Genomic DNA, 15,358 nt, shown 5'->3' on the forward strand with positions numbered 1-15,358 from the left:
ACGGTGGACCCCGTGATGGACATGCGGCGCGCTGAGCAGCGCTATCGGGGCGGCGACCCGGCGGCCGGAATCGAGACCTGGCACGCGTTCTCCTTCGGGCCCCACTACGACCCGGACAACCTCCGCTTCGGCGCGTTGCTCGCGTGCAACGAGGAGCGTCTGGCGCCCGGCGCCGGCTTCGACGAGCACCCCCACAGCCACACCGAGATCGTGACGTGGGTCGTGGAGGGCGAGCTGACGCACCGGGACTCCACCGGGCACGAGTCGGTCGTACGCCAGGGGGACGTGCAGCGGCTCAGCTCGGCGGGCGGGGTGCGGCACGTGGAGCGCAACGACGGCCCGGGGCCCCTGGTCTTCCTGCAGATGTGGCTGGCCCCGCTCCGGCCGGGCGGCGACCCCTCCTACGAGGTCGTCCACGGCATCGCCGACGCCACGCCCTACGCCCTCCCGGAAGCCGGCGCGCTGCTGCACGTACGGCGCTTGGAGGCGGGGGAGCGGACGGCGGTACCTGACGGGGCGTACGCGTACGTGCACGTCGTCCGCGGCGAGGTGCGCCTGGACGGCGAGGACCTGGGCCCCGGCGACGCGGCCCGCGTCACCGACGCCAAGGACCTGGAGGCCGAGGGCGTGACCGGGGCGGAGCTGCTGATCTGGGAGATGGGCTGAAGGCCGGGCCCGGGTCCTTCTAAAGCTCCCCGAGCACCGCGTCCGTGAACGCCGGCCACGCCTCGATCGCCCACGGCCCGAACGCGCGGTCCGTCAGCGCCACACACGCGGCGCCCGCGTCGGGGTCGATCCACAGGAACGTACCCGACTGGCCGAAATGCCCGAACGTGCGGGGCGAGGACGAAGAGCCCGTCCAGTGCGGCGACTTGGAGTCGCGGATCTCGAAGCCGAGTCCCCAGTCGTTGGGGTTCTGGTGGCCGTACCCCGGCAGGACGCCCTTCGTGCCCGGGTAGTGCACGGTCATCGCCCCGGCGACCGTACGGGGGTCCAGCAGCCGCGGGGCCTGCACCTCGGCGGCGAACCGCAGCAGGTCCTCGGCCGTGGACACGCCGTCCTTGGCCGGAGAGCCGTCGAGGGTCGTGGAGGCCATCCCCAGCGGCTCCAGCACGGCCTGGCGCAAGTACTCCCCGAACGGGATGTCGGTCGCCCTCGCGACGTGGTCGCCCAACTGCTCGAAGCCGGCGTTGGAGTACAGCCGCCGCTCCCCGGGCGGGGCCGTGACCTTGTGCTCGTCGAAGGCGAGGCCTGAGGTGTGCGCGAGCAGGTGCCGGACCGTCGACCCGTCGGGACCGGCGGGCTCGTCGAACTCGATCGCCCCCTCCTCGTACGCGACGAGCACCGCGTAGGCGGCCAGCGGCTTGGTCACCGACGCGAGCGGGAACCGCTGCCCGGCCGGGCCGTGGGTGCCGAGGATCGTGCCGTCCGCCCGTACGACACCCGCCGCAGCGGTGGGAACCGGCCAGTTCTCGATCAGCGCGAGGCTCTTCAGCGACATGCGTTGGAGCCTATGCGCTCAGAGCGTCAGCTCCAGCAAGGGGTCGGGCTTGGGCCGGAAACCGAGGGAGACGTACAGCGGCTCCGCCTCCGGAGAGGCGGTGAGCTGCACGCGCCGGGCGCCGCGCTCGCGGAACCAGCCCAGCAGCGTGGTCATGCACGCGCGCGCGTATCCCCGGCGCCGGGCGTCCGGGTCGGTGGCGACGCTGAAGACGAAGCCCACCCTGCCCCGCGGGTCGTCCGGCTTGCCGATGCGGTAGTCGATCGTCCCGGCCACCAGGGACGCCAGCGCCCCCGGCCGCTCCGGGTGGTCCACGACGAACGCCGCGAAGTCCCCGTCCGGCTCGCCCAGTCTGGCCCTCAGGGTGGGGAGGGACTCCCCGTGCCAGGCGGTGGCGGGGTCACCGAACAGCGAGTCGATCATGATCTGGCGCAGGCGCAGGACTTCCCCGGCGTCCTCGGGCCGGGCACGGCGTACGGCACTCATGACTCCGTACGCTAACCAGCCGGTTCGAGAGATGTCCTGCCGATTTCTTACCGTCGGCGCTTGCTTGGAGCGCACTCCAGGGTTCTAGCGTTGGGGGCATGACGGTGATGGAGACCACGGGTACCAGGGCCGACACCTGCGCCGCGCCGCCGCGGCAGAACCGGCGCCCGGACGGCGAGGACCGCTACACGATCAGCGAGGTCGTCGCCTTCACCGGCCTGACGGCCCACACCCTGCGCTGGTACGAGCGCATCGGCCTGATGCCGCACATCGACCGGTCCCACACCGGCCAGCGCCGCTACACCAACCGTGACCTCGACTGGCTCGACCTGGTCGGCAAGCTCCGCCTGACGGGCATGCCGGTCGCCGACATGGTCCGGTACGCGGAACTGGTGCGCGAGGGCGACCACACCTACGGCGAGCGCTTCGAGCTGCTGAAGACGACCCGTGAGGACGTGCTGGCCCGGATCGACGAACTCCGGGGCACGCTCGCCGTGCTCGACCGGAAGATCAGTTTCTACGCGGACGCCGGGCAAGCCCTGGCGTCGGAGGGGTCCCGATGACGGACAGCAGGATCACGACGGCGAGGCTCGGCGACCACGGCCCGGAGGTGGGCGTGCAGGGCCTCGGCTGCATGGGCATGAGCTTCGCCTACGGCCCCGCGGACGCGGACGCGTCCCGGGCCACCCTGGACAGGGCCCTCGAACTGGGCGTCACCTTCTACGACACGGCCGACGCGTACGGCGCCGGCGAGAACGAGCGGTTCCTGTCGCCGTTCTTCAAGGCACACCGCGACGACGTCGTCATCGCGACCAAGTTCGCCCTGTCGATCCCCCCGGACGATCCGACGCGCCGCGTCATCCGCAACGACCCGCCCTACATCCGCCAGGCCGTCGAGGCCAGTCTGCGGCGCCTGGACGTCGACGTGATCGACCTCTACTACATGCACCGGCGCGATGTGAACGTGCCGATCGAGGAGAGCGTCGGCACGATGGCCGACCTGGTCCGCGAGGGCAAGGTCAAGCACCTCGGCCTGAGCGAGGTGACGGCGGACGAACTGCGCGCCGCGCACGCGGTGCACCCGATCGCGGCCGTGCAGTCCGAATGGTCGCTGTTCAGTCGGGACATCGAGCCGAAGGTCGTCCCCGCGGCCCGTGACCTGGGAGTGGCCCTCGTTCCGTACTCCCCGCTCGGCCGCGGCTTCCTGACCGGCTCCTTCACCAACGCCGAACAGGACCTGACCCCCGACGACTTCCGCCGCCATCAGCCCCGCTTCACGGGCGAGAACGCGACGGTGAACGCGGCCCTGCTGGAACCGATCCGCTCGGTGGCCAAGGCCCACGACGCCTCCCTGGGCCAGATCGCCCTGGCCTGGGCCCAGCAGCAGGCGACGGTTCACGGCCTCCCGGTCATCCCGATCCCGGGCACCCGCAAGCCGGCGAGGGTGGAGGAGAACACCGCGGCGACCAGGATCGTCCTGACGGACGAGCAACTGGACCTGCTGGACGGCATCGCGGCCCAGGTGGCGGGCAACCGCTACGCGGACATGGCGTTCACCTCGGCAGGCAGGGAGTAGAGGGGAGCGCCTCAAGGGGCGCGGGGCTGTGCCGTGTGCGCGAACAATCACGCACAACCCGCGCCAGCTCACGGCGAGATCCCGGGAGACGCCAGGGGGTGCCTAGAGCTCCGCCAGCAACTCGGCCTTCTTGACCGAGAACTCCTCATCGGTCACCAACCCGGCCTGATGCAACTCCCCGAGATGCCGGATCCGTTCGGCGATGTCCGCGGGGTCCCGGCGCGGTCCGGCGCCGGACACGGCCGCCACCGGTGCGGACGTCCGCACCGCGGCCAGCACCGCCGCGGCGAACGGCAGTGACTCGTGCACCGGCCCGTACCCCAGTCCGAACACCACCGCGGCCGGATCCTGATCCGCCTGGGCGGCAGGCTCCCCGGCGTCCCGCCGCAGCAACCGCAGATGCCCTTCGAACACCTCCGGCGACCGCCACTCCACCCCGTTCAGCTCGCCGACGGAGAAGCTCTGGTCCCCGGCCTTCCACTTCGCCGACGACGCCCCCGTCCAGAACCACCGGAAGTTCACGGTCCGCCCGTCGAAGGTCGCCTTGCCGTCGTACGCCTTGAAGGACGACGGCCCCTTGGGCGGCTCCACCAGGAACCGCTCCGCCGGGCCGGACTCGGTCAGCAGCCCCCGCAACTCGTCGGCGTAGTACTCCGCGAGCACCTCCCGCTCGGCCGGCAGCACCAGCCGGTACGGATCGCCGTTCTCCTTCAACTGCCCCGCGGCCGCCTCCATCAAAGGGTCAGCCCCGGGCCGCGGCTCGACCCGCAGGACGACCGTGCCGCGTTTCCCGCGCGTCAGCGTCACCCCGGCGATCGCATCCAGGGGCACTCGGCGTTCCCCGAGCGCCTGGAAGAGCTTGGGTGTTCGAATCCCCCGTTCGTAACGGATGAGCACGGAGTCGGACTCGAACTCCCAGGCGGCATGAAATCCGGCCAGTACGTCACCCATGCGGCTCATCGTATGCGGCACGCGCTCCTCCGTCCCCCTCCTGAGCAGACCGCAATTCCTTCGCCTCTACGCGCGTCAGGCCGCCGCCGTGCCGGACAAACCGGTACGGCAGACGCCCTCTTCGTGCGCGCAGTGCACCGAGCGGTATGCGCCAACGCCGATCTCTGCGAAATTGAACAGACTTGCCGTTCCCGGCTCGAAGTAGCCGGCGTGACCCTTCGCCCCCGCCGCCGACAGCACCCGCGCCCCGAACCCGGCGGACACCGGATCGGCCCCGTGGCCCAGCCCACCGAGCTCCAGGTACGGCACGTCCTGGATCCAGTCGTCGGCGTCCCGCATCGCCCACACCCGGGCGCTGGTGCGCAGCTGGGCGGCCTTCTCGACGCGCATGCCGGGGCTGCCGGCCACCGCGATGTCGGACACCCGGCCCGGCAGCGTGTGCGCGGCGACCCCGCACACCACGGAGCCGTAGCTGTGGCAGAACAGCGAGACGGGCGAGCCGCCCGGCAGCGCCTGCACCAGCGCGTTCAGTCGTACGGCGCCCTCCTCGGCGCGCATCGCCGTGGCCGAGTCGATGCCGAGTCCGCTGGGGGCCGTGTAGTCGGCCCAGGCGATCACGGCCGTCCGGGTCGAGGGGCTCACCTGCTTCTCGGCCGCGTACAGGGACTTGGCCATGCCCACGGGTGCCGAGTACTTGCGGTGGGTGCGCTGGAAGGTGAGCAGGTCGGTGTCCACGCCGGGCACGACGACCGAGACCCGCTCCGCCGTGCGCAGGTCGCCGAAGACCTCCGCCACCCGGCCCGAGCCCTCCGGGTCGAAGGCGAGGATGTGGCGGCCCTTCTCCAGGAGGTCGTCGAACCGGTGCATCCTGCGGGCGGCCTCGTGCTGGCCGGCCGGGGTGAGGCGCTGGTCGTGCATGCGTTCCCGCTCGACCTCGCGCGCCTCGGCGAGCGCGACCCGGTTGGCGCGGTAGCGCAGTTCGACGGGGGCGCCGTTCATGTTGCCGACCGCGAGTGAGTACGTGCGGGCCAGGCCCGCACGTTCCCGCTCGGTGAGCGAGGCGAAGAAGCGGGTCAGCTTCGTCGGCTCGGACTGCGGGTCCGGCAGCCGGTGACCGCCGATCCGGCCGTCCTCCCAGGCGGAGAGAGACGCCCGGAGCGGCGTGTCGCCCCTCTGATTCCGCAGGGCCGTCCAGCCGGTGGTCGCCAGCATGACGAACACGACGGCCAGAGCGAGCAGTACGCGCCGGACGTTCGGTTGCGGGGGGGTGTCGAAGGAAGTCACTGAAAGGACACACTAGGAGAACGAGAGGGTCTCGCGTTAACCAAGTGACCGGTATCACGTTTCGGTGTGTGCCTTAAGGAGAAGGCTACGCACGCCAGTTCCCGGCCAGCGCGGGGCCCACCTGATCGAGGTAGGCGGCGGTGAGTTCGCGCATCCCCTCCGGGGTGAGGTCGTCCCCCGCGGACCACAGCCGCTCGGTGACACGAATCACCCCGCCGAAGAGGGCGACGACGATCCTCGGCCGCGGATCCGCGTCCACGTCGAGCCCCTCGCGCTCGGCGATGATGCCGGCGAGCTGCTCCTCCAGTTCCGCCGCCCGCCGCAGATGGGCGGCGAGGAGCGCGGGCGTGGACTCGATCACCCGGTAGACGCGCATGTGGAGCTCGACCGGCACGATCTCCTCGACGGCCTCGTAGATCGCGTCCCAGCTCTCCAGTACGGCCCGGCGCAGCGCCTCCAGCGGGGCCTCGCCGGGCGGGCGCGCCCGCAGGGCCTCGACGACCAGCGTCTCGGCGAGGCGCGGCACGAAGAACGCCGTCTCCTCCTTGCCGGCGAAGTAGCGGAAGAAGGTGCGCTGCGAGACGTCCACGGCCGCGGCGATGTCGTCGACGGTCGTCTCCTCGTACCCGCGCGTGGCGAACAGTTCCATGGCGGCGCGCAGCAGCGCGTCCCGGGTGCGCCGCTTCTTGCGTTCGCGCAGGTTCAAGAGGTGCCTTTCTGTGGAGGGTCTGCCCAGTTCAGGCTATAGGGGAAGTGTCGTGTCAGATACCGGCTAGTGAATTGGTTTGTCAATTGTCAGCCGCTGTCATTAGCCTCGGCGCATGACTAGTCAGACCACCATCGACACGACGGGGTCGGGGGGCAAGGCACCGGCGACGCCGTCGGACGCGCCGCCGGGCAAGGGGCTGCGAGGGCACCCCTGGCTCACCCTCATCACCGTCGCTGTGGGGGTCATGATGGTGGCCCTCGACGGCACCATCGTGGCCATAGCCAACCCGGCGATCCAGAAGGACCTCGGCGCCACCTTCGCCGAGGTGCAGTGGATCACCAACGGGTACTTCCTCGCCCTCGCGGTCTCCCTGATCACCGCCGGCAAGCTCGGCGACCGCTTCGGCCACCGCCAGACCTTCCTCATCGGCGTCGTCGGCTTCGCCGCCGCCTCGGGCGCCATCGGCCTGTCCGACAGCATCCCGCTGGTCGTCACCTTCCGCGTGCTGCAGGGCCTGTTCGGCGCGCTGCTGATGCCGGCCGCGCTCGGCCTGCTACGGGCCACCTTCCCGGCCGAGAAGCTGAACATGGCGATCGGCATCTGGGGCATGGTCATCGGCGCGTCCACCGCCGGCGGCCCGATCCTCGGCGGCGTGCTCGTCGAGCACGTCAACTGGCAGTCGGTGTTCTTCATCAACGTGCCGGTCGGTGTCCTCGCGGTCGTCCTCGGCGTGCTGATCCTCCTCGACCACCGTGCCGAGAACGCCCCGCGCTCCTTCGACCTGCTGGGCATCGCCCTGCTCTCCGCCGCGATGTTCTGCCTGGTCTGGGCCCTGATCAAGGCTCCGGAGTGGGGCTGGGGCGACGGCAGGACGTGGGCCTTCATAGTCGCGTCGGTCGTGGGCTTCGCGCTGTTCGCCTTCTGGGAGACGAAGGTCAGGGAGCCGCTGATCCCGCTGGGGCTGTTCCGTTCCGTCCCGCTGTCCGCGGGTGTCGTGCTGATGATCCTGATGGCCATCGCCTTCATGGGCGGGCTGTTCTTCGTGACGTTCTACCTGCAGAACGTGCACGGCATGAGCCCGATCGACGCCGGTCTGCACCTGCTCCCGCTCACCGGCATGATGATCGTCGGCTCGCCGCTCGCCGGCGCGATGATCACCAAGGTCGGCCCGCGGATCCCGCTCGCGGGCGGCATGACGCTCACCGCGACCGCCATGTACGGCATGTCCACGCTGCAGACCGACACGGGCAGCGGTCTGATGTCGCTCTGGTTCGCCCTGCTGGGCCTCGGTCTGGCGCCGGTCATGGTCGGCGCCACGGAGGTCATCGTCGGCAACGCGCCGATGGAGCTGTCCGGAGTCGCCGGTGGTCTCCAGCAGGCCGCCATGCAGATCGGCGGCAGCCTCGGCACGGCCGTGCTGGGCGCCGTGATGGCCTCCAAGGTGGACAGCGACCTCGCGGGCAACTGGGAGAAGGCCGGGCTCCCGCCGCTCACGCCGGAGCAGGAGCACCAGGCGTCCGAGGCGGTGCAGGTCGGCGTCCCGCCGCTGGCCCCGGGCACGCCGGACGCGATCGCCGCGAAGATCACGGGCGTCGCGCACGACACGTTCATCTCGGGCATGAGCGCGGCCTCGCTCGTCGCCGCGGGCGTCGCCGTGGTGGCGGTGCTGGTGGCGTTCCTGACGAAGCGCGGGCAGAACGCGGGCGGGGGAGCGGGCGCCGCCCACATCTGACGGCTTTTCGGCAACGCCCCCGGAGGGTAGTCCCCGGGGGCGTTCGCCTATCAGGGTGAACACAGCCGTCGAACTCTCCCCTCCGGCACGCATCGCAGGTCACAGTGGGTCACGTCCTCCGCAGGGCATGGAGGGCGGACGCTGCGGCGCGCTGCTGGAGGGGGGCAGCGCGCAGGCAGCGGGATGGAAGACCGTATCCGGGGTACTCGCCATGTCGTACCCGAACCGAACCCAACCGACCGAGGGTTTACGGGAGTTGATGATGGCGAGCTTCGGACACGGTACGCGCAGGCACCCCCGCTCACGTGGCCGGACGTGGTCACGGACCGGGACGGATCGCGCGACGCTCGGAATCATCGGAGTCATCTGCGCGGTCGCCGGCTTCTTCGTGCTGGGGATCATCCTCGGCCCCGCCGCGATCGTCTGCGGCTGGCTCGCCATGGGGCGCACGTGGTCGGGCTCCCGCCCCACCACGGCCGTGGTCGCCCTCGTGCTGGGCGCCATCGACACGCTCCTGGCCATCATCTGGCTGTCCGGAGCGGCCACACCGGGCATGGGCGTGTTCTGACCCGGACGCAGTGAGGGAAGGGCCTCCGGCGGCTGCGCCGGGGGTCCGCCTCTGTGCGCCGCGTTACTCGACGGGCGTTCCCTTCAGCGTCGCCAGCTCCCCCCGCAGCGCCCGGACCTCCTCCGTCAGCTCCTGTATCGCCTCCGTCTGCCGGCGCCCCTCCACGTCCTCCTTCTCGAACCGCGCGATGAACCAGGCCGCGATGTTCGCCGTCACCACACCCAGCAGCGCGATCCCGGACAGCATCAGCCCGACAGCGAGGATCCGCCCGAGCCCCGTGGTCGGTGCCATGTCCCCGTACCCCACGGTGGTCATCGTGGTGAACGCCCACCAGACCGCGTCCCCGAGCGTCCGGATGGAGGCCCCGGGACTGTCCCGTTCCACTTCCAGGACGGCCAGCGCGCCGAAGACGAGCAGTCCCAGACACGACCCCGCCACATACGTGGTGACCCGTACCTGCGACGCCGTCCGCGTCCGCTGCCCGGCGAGGAACAGCATCGACACCAGTTTCAGCAGCCGCAGCGGCTGCGCCAGCGGCAGCACCACGGCCAGCAGCGCCAGCGGGTTTCCGCGCACGAACCGCATCCGGTCCTCGGCCAGCAGCAGCCGGACCAGGTAGTCGACGGCGAAGGCGGCCCACACCGCCCAGTTGGTGACGTGGCACGCGGTGAGCAGCCCCTCCCGGGCGTCGGGAGCCACGATCGGGAAGGCGTAGGCGACCGCGAAGAGCACGGCCAGAGCCAGCAGGGGGCCTTGGGTACGCCGCTCCCAACGGGACAGGGCGGACGGTTCTGTCATCGGGAGCGTCATGGGGAGCATGGTAGGAAACGCGGGGGCGGCACCGGTGAGGGTGCCGCCCCAAGGAATGGTGTGCGATCCCGGCGTCTTACGCGTCGCCCCCCGCGGCTCCCGGGTCCGCCGCCGACACGTCGAGCAGCTGGTACCGGTCGATGGCCTGCTTGAGCACGGAGCGGTCGACCTTGCCCGCACGGGCCAGTTCGGTCAGCACTCCCACCACGATCGACTGCGCGTCGATGTGGAAGAAGCGGCGGGCGGCGCCCCGGGTGTCGGCGAAGCCGAAGCCGTCGGCGCCGAGCGACTGGTACGTCTGCGGCACCCAGCGCGCGATCTGGTCCGGAACCGACCGCATCCAGTCGGACACGGCCACGACCGGTCCCTGCGCGTCGGCCAGCTTCCGCGTCACGTACGGCACCCGCTGCTCCTCCTCGGGGCGCAGCAGGTTGTGCTCCTCGCAGTCCACAGCCTCGCGCCGCAGCTCGTTCCAGGAGGTCGCCGACCAGACGTCGGCCTTGACGTTCCAGTCCTCCGCGAGGATCTTCTGCGCCTCGACCGCCCACGGCACCGCGACACCCGACGCCATGATCTGCGCCGGGATCGTGCCGGCCGTGCCCTCGCTGAAGCGGTAGAGGCCCTTGAGGATGCCGTCGACGTCCACGTTCTCGGGCTCGGCCGGGTGCTGGATGGGCTCGTTGTAGACGGTCAGGTAGTAGAAGACGTCCTCGCCGTGCGGGTGCTCCTCGGAGCCTCCGTACATCCGGCGCAGGCCGTCCTTCACGATGTGCGCGATCTCGAAGCCGAACGCCGGGTCGTACGCCACGCAGCCCGGGTTCGTGGAGGCCAGCAGCTGCGAGTGGCCGTCCGCGTGCTGGAGACCCTCACCGGTCAGGGTCGTACGCCCGGCGGTCGCGCCCAGGACGAAGCCGCGGGCCAGCTGGTCCGCCATCTGCCAGAACTGGTCGCCGGTGCGCTGGAAACCGAACATCGAGTAGAAGACGTAGACCGGGATGAGCGGCTCGCCGTGCGTCGCGTACGCCGACCCGGCCGCGATCAGGGACGCCGTACAGCCGGCCTCCGAGATGCCGTCGTGGAGCATCTGGCCGTTCGGCGACTCCTTGTAGGCGAGCAGCAGGTCGCGGTCGACCGACTCGTACTGCTGCCCGAGCGGGTTGTAGATCTTCGCGCTCGGGAAGAAGGAGTCCATCCCGAACGTGCGGTACTCGTCCGGCGCGATCAGTACGAACCGCTTGCCGATCTCCTTGTCCCGCATGAGGTCCTTCAGGAGCCGCACGAAGGCCATCGTCGTCGCGATGGACTGCTGGCCCGACCCCTTCTTCACGGTCGCGTACGTCTTCTCCTCGGGCAGCGCCAGCGGCTTGGAGCGGACCACGCGTGTGGGGACGTAACCGCCGAGACCCTTGCGGCGGTCGTGCATGTACTGGATCTCCTCCGAGTCCCGGCCCGGGTGGTAGTACGGCGGGGCGCCGGACTCCAGCTCCTTGTCCGGGATAGGCAGGTGCAGACGGTCGCGGAAGCGCTTGAGGTCGTCGACCGTGAGCTTCTTCATCTGGTGCGTGGCGTTGCGGCCCTCGAAGTTCGGGCCCAGCGTCCAGCCCTTGATCGTCTTGGCGAGGATCACCGTCGGCTGGCCCTTGTGCTCCGCGGCCGCCTTGTACGCCGCGAAGATCTTCCGGTGGTCGTGACCGCCGCGCCCCAAGTGCAGGATCTGGTCGTCGGTCATGCCCTCGACCATCGCGCGCAGCCGGTGGTCGTCGCCGAAGAAGTGGTCGCGGATGTACGCGCCGGTCTCCGTCGCGTACGTCTGGAACTGTCCGTCCGGCGTGGTGTTCATCTTGTTGACCAGCACACCGTCGCGGTCCTGGGCGAGCAGCGGGTCCCAGGTGCGGTCCCAGACCAGCTTGATCACGTTCCAGCCGGCGCCGCGGAAGATCGACTCCAGCTCCTGGATGATCTTTCCGTTGCCGCGCACCGGGCCGTCGAGGCGCTGCAGGTTGCAGTTGACGACGAACGTGAGGTTGTCCAGGCCCTCGCGGGCGGCGATGGACAACTGGCCCAGCGACTCCGGCTCGTCCATCTCGCCGTCGCCGAGGAACGCCCACACCTGCGACTTCGAGGTGTCCGCGATCCCGCGCGCGTGCATGTAGCGGTTCATGCGCGCCTGGTAGATGGCGCCGATCGGGCCGAGGCCCATCGACACCGTCGGGAACTCCCAGAAGTCCGGCATCAGGCGCGGGTGCGGGTACGACGACAGCCCGTACGGCGCCTTCGACTTCTCCTGGCGGAACCCGTCCAGGTGCTGCTCGCTCAGCCGGTCCAGCAGGAACGCGCGGGCGTAGATGCCCGGCGAGGCGTGCCCCTGGAAGAAGACCTGGTCGCCGCCGTCGCCCTCGTCCTTGCCGCGGAAGAAGTGGTTGAAGCCGACGTCGTAGAGGGAGGCGGAGGACGCGAACGTGGCGATGTGGCCGCCGACGCCGATGCCGGGGCGCTGGGCCCGGGAGACCATGACCGCCGCGTTCCAGCGGGTGGCGTTGAGGATCTTGCGCTCGATGTCCTCGTTCCCGGGGAAGAACGGCTCGCTCTTGGTGGGGATGGTGTTGACGTAGTCCGTGCTGCGCATCTCCGGCACGGCCACGCGCTTCTCGCGGGCCCGCTCGATCAGCCGCAGCATCAGGTAGCGGGCGCGCTCCCGGCCGCGCTCGTCGACGGCGGCGTCGAGGGAGTCGAGCCACTCCTGGGTCTCTTCGGGATCGAAGTCAGGAACCTGACTCGGAAGGCCGCCAATGATGATCGGGTTGCGATCGGATGCGGAAGCCACGCTGTTCCTTACCTGTCAGAGGGCCGTGCGAGGGCCGCTGTTTCGCTGTCGTCGCTGGGCGTCGTCGCTGGGGGCTGCGCCGATCCCCATGGTCCACCCAGGTGCCGTGAAACGTCATCTCTACCGAGCGGTAACCCGTGCGTGGGATCGGCTCCGTGACGTAGGGGGCGAATACCTTCGAGTCTCGTACCCACAGACGATTCCCAAACGCCCAAACGGGGCAGAAAGGTGTGGTGTGCGTCACCTGGGGTCATGATGGTGTGCCTGGAGTTGCGGTGACACCGCCAGGATCGTCACCGTTTCGGCGGTCTGAACGGCCGGGTACTTGCGCGATCCGTCCCGCCCGTGTGGACTACGGCCAATGCTTCGCGCACGCGCGTGGCTGAGTTATTCCCAAAACATGATCAGGAGGCAACCCGTGAGCGCGACCGCGGACCACGCGGAGGAGCGGACGAACCCTGCCGCCAGGCTGGGGTTCCAGCCCGGGCAGGTGGTCCAGGAGATCGGCTACGACGACGACGTGGACCAGGAGCTCCGCAAGACCATCGAGGAAGTCATCGAGGGCGACCTGGTGGACGAGGACTACGACGACGTGGCCGACGCCGTTGTGCTGTGGTTCCGTGACGACGACGGCGACCTGACGGATGCGCTGGTCGATGCCACCACGTACATCGAAGAGGGCGGTGCGATCCTGCTCCTCACGCCGAAGACCGGCCGTTCGGGCTATGTGGAGCCGAGCGAGATCTCGGAAGCCGCCACGACGGCGGGTCTGACGGCGTCCAAGAGCGTCAGCGTCGGCAAGGACTGGAGCGGCAGCCGCCTGGCTACGCCCAAGGCCGCCAAGTCCAAGCGTTAGCCGCAGGCGGGGCGGGCCGACGCCGTCGGCCCGCCCACCGGCCTTCGCCGGTGCCTGCGTAGGGTGGTCCTGTCCGAGAAACCCCAGGAAGGGACACCCACAGCGATGGCCATCCAGGTCGGCGAGAAGGCCCCCGACTTCGAGCTCAAGGACAACCACGGCGCGACGGTGCAGCTGTCCGACTTCCGTGGTTCCAAGAACGTCGTCCTGCTCTTCTACCCCTTCGCCTTCACCGGCGTGTGCACCGGCGAGCTGTGCGAGCTGCGCGACCACCTCCCGCAGTTCTCCGACCGCGACACCCAGCTGCTCGCCGTCTCCAACGACTCCATCCACACCCTGCGCGTCTTCGCCGAGCAGGAGGGCCTGGAGTACCCGCTGCTGTCCGACTTCTGGCCGCACGGCAACGTCTCGCGGGCCTACGGCGTCTTCGACGAGGACAAGGGCTGCGCCGTGCGCGGCACCTTCGTCATCGACAAGGAGGGCGTCGTGCGGTGGACCGTCGTCAACGGCCTGCCGGACGCGCGCGACCTGAACGACTACGTGAAGGCGCTCGACTCCCTGTGACGCCGGTCGGGCGTCATGCGCTCGACACCCGCTGAAATGTCGGCTTCAGGGCCTGCGAGGGGCGGGAACCCGTCACTAGGATCGACTCGTTGATCCGACATCCGAGCACAACGGGGCATCCGCCCCTGGACACCAATGGAGGACTCGTGGGAGTCAGCCTCAGCAAGGGCGGCAACGTATCGCTGAGCAAGGAGGCGCCCGGTCTGACCGCGGTCATCATCGGTCTGGGGTGGGACATCCGCACCACGACCGGCACCGACTTCGACCTGGACGCCAGCGCGCTGCTGCTGAACAACTCCGGCAAGGTCGGCAACGACCAGCACTTCATCTTCTTCAACAACCTCAAGACCCCGGACGGCTCCGTCGAGCACACCGGTGACAACCTCACCGGTGAGGGCGAGGGTGACGACGAGCAGATCAAGGTCAATCTCACCACCGTCCCGGCCGACGTGGAAAAGATCGTCTTCCCGGTCTCGATCTACGACGCCGAGACCCGCCAGCAGTCCTTCGGCCAGGTGCGCAACGCGTTCATCCGCGTGGTGAACCAGGCCGGCGGCGCGGAGATCGCCCGGTACGACCTCAGCGAGGACGCCTCCACCGAGACCGCCATGGTCTTCGGTGAGCTCTACCGGCACGGCGCGGAGTGGAAGTTCCGCGCCATCGGCCAGGGCTACGCCTCGGGCCTGCGCGGCATCGCGCAGGACTTCGGCGTGAACGTCTGAGCCACCTGACGGGCCCCGACGACAGGGCCCCCAGGTCTTCCCGTCCGGCGCCGCACGGTTTACGTGCGGCGCCGGACGTGCAAGAGCACCTCAGTACAACGACCCGGGGAGGGACATCAGATGGGCGTCACGCTTGCCAAAGGGGGCAATGTCTCCCTGTCCAAGGCCGCACCGAACCTCACGCAGGTGATGATCGGGCTCGGCTGGGACGCGCGCTCCACCACCGGAGCGCCCTTCGACCTCGACGCCAGCGCCCTGATGTGCGCCGGCGGGCGCGTGCTCGGGGACGAGTGGTTCGTCTTCTACAACCAGCTCAAGAGCCCGGACGGTTCGGTCGAGCACACAGGTGACAACCTCACCGGCGAGGGTGACGGCGACGACGAGTCGCTCCTGATCGACCTCTCCAAGGTGCCGCCGCAGTGCGACAAGATCGTGTTCCCCGTCTCCATCCACCTGGCCGACGAGCGCGGCCAGGCCTTCGGCCAGGTCAGCAACGCGTTCATCCGCGTCGTGAACCAGGCCGACGGCCAGGAACTCGCCCGCTACGACCTCAGTGAGGACGCCTCCACGGAGACCGCGATGATCTTCGGCGAGGTCTATCGCCACCAGGGCGAGTGGAAGTTCAGGGCCGTCGGGCAGGGGTACGCGTCGGGGCTGCATGGCATCGCCATGGACTTCGGAGTCAACGTTTCATAACGCGATATGAGCAAAATCCTGGGCCCCGTGGGGTGAGGAGGGGCCCCGACTAGACTGCGGCTTCAAAAGTTTCGTAAAG

The 15,358-nt window shown here is 69.8% G+C and carries 16 protein-coding genes; 9 read left to right on the forward strand and 7 right to left on the reverse strand.

Annotated features, from left to right (window positions below; all coding sequences use genetic code 11):
• The first annotated feature begins 15 nt into the window (after window positions 1-15).
• Window positions 16-666: a pirin family protein gene (locus ACZ5TL_RS21920; protein ID WP_468591858.1), complete on the forward strand. Its 651-nt coding sequence runs from the start codon at window positions 16-18 to the stop codon at window positions 664-666.
• A gap of 19 nt (window positions 667-685) precedes the next feature.
• On the opposite strand, the gene ACZ5TL_RS21925 is transcribed toward ACZ5TL_RS21920, so the two are convergent.
• Both ACZ5TL_RS21925 and ACZ5TL_RS21930 read right to left on the reverse strand, forming a co-directional pair.
• Window positions 686-1,501 carry a serine hydrolase domain-containing protein gene (locus tag ACZ5TL_RS21925; protein WP_468591760.1) on the reverse strand — a complete coding sequence of 272 codons (816 nt, stop codon included), beginning with the start codon at window positions 1,499-1,501 and terminating at the stop codon, window positions 686-688.
• An 18-nt stretch (window positions 1,502-1,519) separates the two neighbouring features.
• A complete protein-coding gene (locus tag ACZ5TL_RS21930) occupies window positions 1,520-1,987 on the reverse strand; it encodes a GNAT family N-acetyltransferase (RefSeq protein ID WP_468591761.1) in 468 nt (155 codons plus the stop codon).
• A gap of 98 nt (window positions 1,988-2,085) precedes the next feature.
• Here ACZ5TL_RS21930 and ACZ5TL_RS21935 point away from each other — a divergent pair, with 98 nt between their 5' ends.
• Window positions 2,086-2,550, forward strand: a complete 465-nt coding sequence (locus ACZ5TL_RS21935; protein WP_468591763.1) for a MerR family transcriptional regulator — start codon at window positions 2,086-2,088, stop codon at window positions 2,548-2,550.
• Window positions 2,547-3,563: an aldo/keto reductase gene (locus tag ACZ5TL_RS21940; RefSeq protein ID WP_468591764.1), complete on the forward strand. Its 1,017-nt coding sequence runs from the start codon at window positions 2,547-2,549 to the stop codon at window positions 3,561-3,563. The genes ACZ5TL_RS21935 and ACZ5TL_RS21940 overlap by 4 nt, the downstream gene beginning before the upstream one ends.
• Window positions 3,564-3,665: 102 nt before the next feature.
• Here the strand turns inward: ACZ5TL_RS21940 and ACZ5TL_RS21945 are convergent, their stop codons facing one another.
• From ACZ5TL_RS21945 to ACZ5TL_RS21955, 3 genes are all read right to left on the reverse strand, one after another.
• The gene (locus ACZ5TL_RS21945; protein ID WP_468591859.1) at window positions 3,666-4,523 is read right to left on the reverse strand and encodes a DUF4429 domain-containing protein; all 858 of its coding nucleotides are present in this window, start codon (window positions 4,521-4,523) and stop codon (window positions 3,666-3,668) included.
• A 66-nt stretch (window positions 4,524-4,589) separates the two neighbouring features.
• Entirely contained in the window at window positions 4,590-5,798 is a 1,209-nt protein-coding gene (locus ACZ5TL_RS21950; protein WP_468591765.1) for an alpha/beta hydrolase, read from the reverse strand.
• An 85-nt stretch (window positions 5,799-5,883) separates the two neighbouring features.
• Window positions 5,884-6,447, reverse strand: coding sequence for a TetR family transcriptional regulator (locus tag ACZ5TL_RS21955; RefSeq protein WP_468591860.1), 564 nt, complete (start codon window positions 6,445-6,447; stop codon window positions 5,884-5,886).
• Between the two features lie 304 nt (window positions 6,448-6,751).
• Between ACZ5TL_RS21955 and ACZ5TL_RS21960 the strand changes: the two genes are divergently transcribed.
• Together ACZ5TL_RS21960 and ACZ5TL_RS21965 are read left to right on the forward strand one after the other, a co-directional pair.
• Window positions 6,752-8,239 (forward strand): MFS transporter, encoded by a 1,488-nt coding sequence (locus tag ACZ5TL_RS21960; protein ID WP_468591861.1) that lies wholly within the window; start codon window positions 6,752-6,754, stop codon window positions 8,237-8,239.
• 259 nt (window positions 8,240-8,498) lie between these two features.
• Window positions 8,499-8,807: a small hydrophobic protein gene (locus tag ACZ5TL_RS21965; RefSeq protein WP_468591766.1), complete on the forward strand. Its 309-nt coding sequence runs from the start codon at window positions 8,499-8,501 to the stop codon at window positions 8,805-8,807.
• A 63-nt stretch (window positions 8,808-8,870) separates the two neighbouring features.
• On the opposite strand, the gene ACZ5TL_RS21970 is transcribed toward ACZ5TL_RS21965, so the two are convergent.
• On the reverse strand, window positions 8,871-9,617 hold the full coding sequence (locus ACZ5TL_RS21970; RefSeq protein ID WP_468591767.1) for a potassium channel family protein: 747 nt from the start codon (window positions 9,615-9,617) through the stop codon (window positions 8,871-8,873).
• 76 nt (window positions 9,618-9,693) lie between these two features.
• Entirely contained in the window at window positions 9,694-12,441 is a 2,748-nt protein-coding gene (aceE, locus tag ACZ5TL_RS21975) for a pyruvate dehydrogenase (acetyl-transferring), homodimeric type (RefSeq protein ID WP_468591768.1), read from the reverse strand.
• Between the two features lie 418 nt (window positions 12,442-12,859).
• Here aceE and ACZ5TL_RS21980 point away from each other — a divergent pair, with 418 nt between their 5' ends.
• The 4 genes from ACZ5TL_RS21980 to ACZ5TL_RS21995 all read left to right on the forward strand — a co-directional run bounded on the left by ACZ5TL_RS21980 (window position 12,860) and on the right by ACZ5TL_RS21995 (window position 15,279).
• Complete coding sequence (locus ACZ5TL_RS21980) at window positions 12,860-13,297, forward strand: DUF3052 domain-containing protein (protein WP_468591769.1); 438 nt, start codon at window positions 12,860-12,862, stop codon at window positions 13,295-13,297.
• A gap of 105 nt (window positions 13,298-13,402) precedes the next feature.
• Window positions 13,403-13,861 carry a peroxiredoxin gene (locus tag ACZ5TL_RS21985; protein WP_468591771.1) on the forward strand — a complete coding sequence of 153 codons (459 nt, stop codon included), beginning with the start codon at window positions 13,403-13,405 and terminating at the stop codon, window positions 13,859-13,861.
• A gap of 146 nt (window positions 13,862-14,007) precedes the next feature.
• Window positions 14,008-14,583: a TerD family protein gene (locus ACZ5TL_RS21990; RefSeq protein WP_468591772.1), complete on the forward strand. Its 576-nt coding sequence runs from the start codon at window positions 14,008-14,010 to the stop codon at window positions 14,581-14,583.
• A gap of 120 nt (window positions 14,584-14,703) precedes the next feature.
• Window positions 14,704-15,279 carry a TerD family protein gene (locus ACZ5TL_RS21995; RefSeq protein WP_468591773.1) on the forward strand — a complete coding sequence of 192 codons (576 nt, stop codon included), beginning with the start codon at window positions 14,704-14,706 and terminating at the stop codon, window positions 15,277-15,279.
• The last annotated feature ends 79 nt before the right edge of the window (window positions 15,280-15,358 follow it).

The sequence above is a fragment of the Streptomyces sp. NPDC033136 genome, from assembly GCF_055578235.1.

Excerpts from the sequence above, each read along its gene's own strand:
- ACZ5TL_RS21920 (WP_468591858.1), top strand. The coding sequence starts at position 16 with ATGGACATGCGGCGCGCTGAGCAGCGCTATCGGGGCGGCGACCCGGCG.
- ACZ5TL_RS21925 (WP_468591760.1), bottom strand. The coding sequence starts at position 1,501 with ATGTCGCTGAAGAGCCTCGCGCTGATCGAGAACTGGCCGGTTCCCACC.
- ACZ5TL_RS21930 (WP_468591761.1), bottom strand. The coding sequence starts at position 1,987 with ATGAGTGCCGTACGCCGTGCCCGGCCCGAGGACGCCGGGGAAGTCCTG.
- ACZ5TL_RS21935 (WP_468591763.1), top strand. The coding sequence starts at position 2,086 with ATGACGGTGATGGAGACCACGGGTACCAGGGCCGACACCTGCGCCGCG.
- ACZ5TL_RS21940 (WP_468591764.1), top strand. The coding sequence starts at position 2,547 with ATGACGGACAGCAGGATCACGACGGCGAGGCTCGGCGACCACGGCCCG.
- ACZ5TL_RS21945 (WP_468591859.1), bottom strand. The coding sequence starts at position 4,523 with ATGAGCCGCATGGGTGACGTACTGGCCGGATTTCATGCCGCCTGGGAG.
- ACZ5TL_RS21955 (WP_468591860.1), bottom strand. The coding sequence starts at position 6,447 with ATGGAACTGTTCGCCACGCGCGGGTACGAGGAGACGACCGTCGACGAC.
- ACZ5TL_RS21960 (WP_468591861.1), top strand. The coding sequence starts at position 6,752 with ATGATGGTGGCCCTCGACGGCACCATCGTGGCCATAGCCAACCCGGCG.
- ACZ5TL_RS21965 (WP_468591766.1), top strand. The coding sequence starts at position 8,499 with ATGATGGCGAGCTTCGGACACGGTACGCGCAGGCACCCCCGCTCACGT.
- ACZ5TL_RS21970 (WP_468591767.1), bottom strand. The coding sequence starts at position 9,617 with ATGACGCTCCCGATGACAGAACCGTCCGCCCTGTCCCGTTGGGAGCGG.
- ACZ5TL_RS21985 (WP_468591771.1), top strand. The coding sequence starts at position 13,403 with ATGGCCATCCAGGTCGGCGAGAAGGCCCCCGACTTCGAGCTCAAGGAC.
- ACZ5TL_RS21995 (WP_468591773.1), top strand. The coding sequence starts at position 14,704 with ATGGGCGTCACGCTTGCCAAAGGGGGCAATGTCTCCCTGTCCAAGGCC.